General features: G+C 70.1%; 3 protein-coding genes and 1 pseudogene. 1 reads left to right on the top strand and 3 read right to left on the bottom strand.

Translation table 11 applies throughout. The features are described 5' to 3' along the window. The 3 genes and pseudogenes from TFC3_RS34785 to TFC3_RS34775 all read right to left on the bottom strand — a co-directional run. Nucleotides 1-1,080, bottom strand: a pseudogene (locus tag TFC3_RS34785) (hypothetical protein); the annotation flags it as partial. Between the two features lie 323 nt (nt 1,081-1,403). After that, complete coding sequence (locus TFC3_RS34780) at nt 1,404-1,814, bottom strand: pilin (RefSeq protein ID WP_067510555.1); 411 nt, start codon at nt 1,812-1,814, stop codon at nt 1,404-1,406. Nucleotides 1,815-2,069: 255 nt separating this feature from the next. Beyond that, nucleotides 2,070-2,885: a hypothetical protein gene (locus TFC3_RS34775; RefSeq protein WP_067510553.1), complete on the bottom strand. Its 816-nt coding sequence runs from the start codon at nt 2,883-2,885 to the stop codon at nt 2,070-2,072. Between the two features lie 739 nt (nt 2,886-3,624). Between TFC3_RS34775 and TFC3_RS34770 the strand changes: the two genes are divergently transcribed. Further along, complete coding sequence (locus tag TFC3_RS34770; protein WP_067510551.1) at nt 3,625-4,305, top strand: hypothetical protein; 681 nt, start codon at nt 3,625-3,627, stop codon at nt 4,303-4,305. The last annotated feature ends 49 nt before the right edge of the window (nt 4,306-4,354 follow it).

Below are 4,354 nucleotides of genomic sequence, written 5' to 3'. Positions count from 1 at the left end.
GAACGCCACCGGGCCGGTCGGGGACGGCCGGGGCGGTGCAGGGCGCGGGGTAGTGGGACGTGCGACGCGCCCGCGCGGGGCCGGGGCGGGCCGAGCGGTCCTCGTCGCCGTCCTCGTGGCCGCCTTCGCCGTGCTGGCGGCGGCGGCTCGGCCGCCCGCCTTGGCCGCGCCGGTAAGCCCGGCGGCTGCACCCAGGGTTTTGATCATGACGAACGCCTGGATGAGTTGCCCGATCAGGCCCCGGCCTTGGCTTTGCATCCCCATCGGGGCGAGGACGTACTGCTTCATCAGGCCGGGCACTTTGATCAGAAGCCAGAGCATCGAGACGCAGACCAGCACCCCGAGTAGGCCACTCGTGGTGGCCGGCACTCCGAGCAGGACGAGGCCGGAGGGGGTGAGGAACACCTTGACGGTGGCCACCACGATCACCGCTTGGACCATCTGCAGGCCGAGGCACGCGGCGAAGGCCCGCCACCAGGTGTAGGCGATGCCCTCGGTCTGTGGCAGGGCGTGACACACCATGGCCAGTGGTGCGATGCCGAACAGCAGCACCAGCAGCGCCACCCGCAGCAGGAACGTGATGACCACGACCAGGCCGAGGACGACCACGGCGATGACCAACAGGGCGAGCAGGATGTTGGGTGACGTGCCGTTCAACGGCTGAACGAGGATGCCGAAGATGGCGTTGGCCGCGTTCGGCCCGTCGATGCCTTGTCCGGCGATGGCGGCGGTCAGGGCGTTGGTCGCCTCGATGGCTTTGCCGTAGAGGATGACGCTGATGTTGGACAGGACCGCGCCGAGCGCGAGCCTCGGGGCGATCTGCTTGAACCCGTACTGGCTCTGCAGGGTTTCGCGGGACGCGACGATCAGTCCGCCGAAGACCACGAACAGCACGTAGATGCCGTTCGCGACGATCAGGCTCGTCGTCCAGACCGCCTTGACTTGCGGGTTGCCGGTGATGTCCGGGGTGGACAACGCCGTGGTACCGAGGGCGTCCATCACCGGCTGCAGCCCCGTCTTCGCGACCCACAGCAGGAAGTCGTTGATCGCTTTGTGGATCTGACCGGGGATGTCGAACAGACCCGGCTCGGCGTCGTCGGTCGGTGCCGGGGACGGGGACGGCCCCGGGGACGGCGCAGGCGTGGGCGGGGACGACGGGACGACCGGAGTCGGCCCGCCCGCAGGTGGTGTCGGGATCGAGGACGGCACACCCGTTGTCGGCGCAGGAGTCGGGGACGGCGCGGGCGTCAGAGTCGGGGACGGTGCGCCCGGCGCGGGGACGGGGACCGGGGACGGGTCGGCCCACGCCGGTCCCGCGAGGGCGGGACCGGCGGTCAAGCCGACGCTGAGTACGGTGAGCACGAGCAGCCGTACCCGGCGGCGGGACGGGGAGGTGGGGGTCATCAGGCCACCCACCCGCCGACGATGGTGACGATCAGCGGAGCGAGCAGAGCTCCGGCGTAGCCGATCGCGGCGCTGCGGAAGGCGATCTTGCCGCGTTCGACCTCGCCGGGCTCGCCGCTGGTGTAGCGGAGAAAGCCGACGGTCAGGCACAAGGTGGCCCAGCCGGCGAGGATGCCCATCAACCAGAGTCGGATGTTGTTGACAACCTGATCGATCGAGGCGGCAGCGAGCACGACCGTTCCCGGCTCGGCGGCGGCTTGTGCCGTTCCGGCGCAAGTCAGGACCACCAAGGCGGTGACGGCGGTCGCCGTGCCGACCAGCCGGACGGGGCGGGTCAGACGTCGGCCGCGCCGGTCGGTGACCGGCCGACGCGGGGTCGGGGTGGGGCGGTGCAAAGGGTGGCGGTTCATGGGACGTGGGCACCTCCAGGCAGCCCGGCCCCACACCCCTAGGAGGTGGGGCCGGGCGAGCGAATGTGCGAGAGGTGGTGACCTCGTGACCGGCGCGGTGGCCGTCCTCCTTCAAAGGGGGTGTCGGCGGGCCGGTACGGGGTGTCAGCGCCGTCAGCGGGGCCGGTCGAACGAGGTCACCGGGTGCGGAAAAGTCCCGCATTAAGAGATACAGATTTCGGCCCTGTTTTCGACATCAGGCCGTCAAGGTGCAGGTCAGTGCCGGTACGCCGGGTCGGGTGCGAGGGTCATGGTGGCCTCGGCGATCTCGTCCGCGTCGTCGTCGGTGAGGTCACCGCAGCCGATCGCCGCGACAAGCCGCTCCGCGGCGCGGCCCCGGGCCTTGTAGACCGCCTTCGGGGTCTTGCCGAGACGGCGCGCGTAGCCGGCCACCGACACGCCTTCCAGCCGGGTGGCGCCGATCAGTTCCGCCTCGTCAGCGGTGATCACCCCGGCCGTGACTGCCCGGTCGAGTACCGGGTCGGGGTGCCCGGCCGTCGGTGCGGTCACCGGCAGCCACAGCGCCGTCTTCGGCCGCGTCTGCTCGGCGCGCAACGCCGCGCGGGCGGCGGTGAAGGTGGCGCTGAGCAGCCTTTGCGCCACCCGCGGCCCGCTCAGCTTGAGGGTGCGCAGCGCGGCGACGACGGCGGTCAGCAGCTCGGCCTGCACGTCACCGGAGTAGTGCCGCAGCCGGTACGCCGCCTGGCGCAGCCCCGGCAGGGCGACCACGACCGCGCCCACGACCCAGGCCGGGCCGTCGGTGCGGGCACGCTCGACAAGCAGTCGCCACACCTGGTCGCTGGTGGTGTAGCCGCAGGACGGGTGCATCAGGATCGCGGCCAGCTCCGACAGGGCGATCCGCCGGGCGGGCAGGCCCCCGCCGAGCGCGGCACCGTCGACAGACAGCGGCTCGTGGCCGGTGGTGAGCAGCCGAAATGCGGTCGCGGCCACGTCGAACGGCTGCTCACCGAACACCAGAGCGGGTGCGTCCGCACCGGTGGTGGGCAGCGCGGAACGGTTGAACTTGGACATGGGAAATCCCCCGAGAGGTGGGTGTGGGATGCCGGGGCCTCAAAGGGGCCGTCCGGCGGGAACTGCTCCCATCCCGCCACTCGGGTGTCACAGATCTTGAACACTGTGGATCTTGTTCAAGGGTCACGCCACGTGTTCAACCCCCGTGCTAGCGCACGGGCCAGCGCCACGCGTCGACCGCATTCCGCGTCGGCCGAGACGGGCCGCATTAGGGGTTGGGCTGCGTGTTCAACCCCTGTCACACGAGCACGAATCGGTGGCTCTCGGTGGCCGCAGACCTGCCGTGAACATCAATGCCCGACTGCGTCTCAGACGGTCCTTGACGGCGGGGCGGGCGAGACGTGTTCAACCCCTGAGCGGGCGGCGAGCGCACTCCGACGATCCTTAATGATCTTGTTTAACCCTCATGTCGATCTTGTTATAGGCGTTGATGATCTTTTTCAACCTGAAGGTGATCTTGTTATAGGCGGTGCGTGATCTTGTTATAGGGACGCCTGATCTTGTTCGCGGTGGCGGCGGTCACCGGCACCTCCGCGACTTGCGCGAAGAGGGGCACAGGGCGCAGCGGGCGTGGCTCTGACCAGCGTGTTCAACCCAAAGTCGATCTTGTTATAGGTGCTTCGACAGGGGTGTTTGCGGGTGCTGGCGAGTAGCCGAGGCCGGGGCCCGATGTCGAAAACAGGCCCGGAATCTGTATCTCTATATGTCAGCGTTCGTCGGCGGACATGGCCCACCACCCATGCCGCAGACCCACCCCACCGACAACCGCCCGACCCGGGCACCCGTCGGACTGTTCCTGCACCCCACCCACACCTACCGCCCTACCGACTCGGCCGGGCGAGCGCTGCCCGACTGGTACGGCATCCACCCGGCTCACGTCGCCAACCTCATCGCCCGCTACACCCACGACGGCGACACCGTGCTCGACACCGGCGGCCACCCCACCGTGGCCGCCGCCGCCGAATACTTGCACCGCCACCCCGGCATCGCCGTCACCGAGGGTGAACACCCGCCGGTATTGCCAGAGCCCCTTATCGGCCGGTCCTCGGCGGACGCCGGGCTCATCTTGGCAACCCTGCCGCGCCTGGACATCGACATCAGCGACGTGCACGACCTGAGCCGGGCACTGCGTGCCTGGCAGGAGCTGCTCCGCCCTGGCGGGTTCCTCGCCGTCCTGCTCACCGCCGGGCCGGGCATCGCAGCCCCGGCACCCCGTTCGACCGTCATCGCCGCCGCCCGCACCGCCGGGCTGCTCTACCACCAGCACATCCCGGCCCTACTCGTGCGCCTGCCCGAAGCCGACCCCTGCACCGGGCCGGCCCCGGCCGCCCGGCCGCCGCTCATCGGAGGCCGTCACGTCCGCGCGCACCGAGATCTCGTTGTCTTCGCATCGATCACCCCGGAGGCCGCTGATGTCTGAGCTCACCCCCGAAACCCGCCCCGCCTCCGCCGTCCCCAACCTCGGAGCC

Origin of the sequence: Actinoplanes sp. TFC3, from assembly GCF_001553785.1 — a bacterium.
Lineage (GTDB): Bacteria > Actinomycetota > Actinomycetes > Mycobacteriales > Micromonosporaceae > Actinoplanes.
The sequence above is the reverse complement of the archived record's forward strand: the minus strand, read 5'-3'. Positions and strand labels throughout refer to the sequence as shown.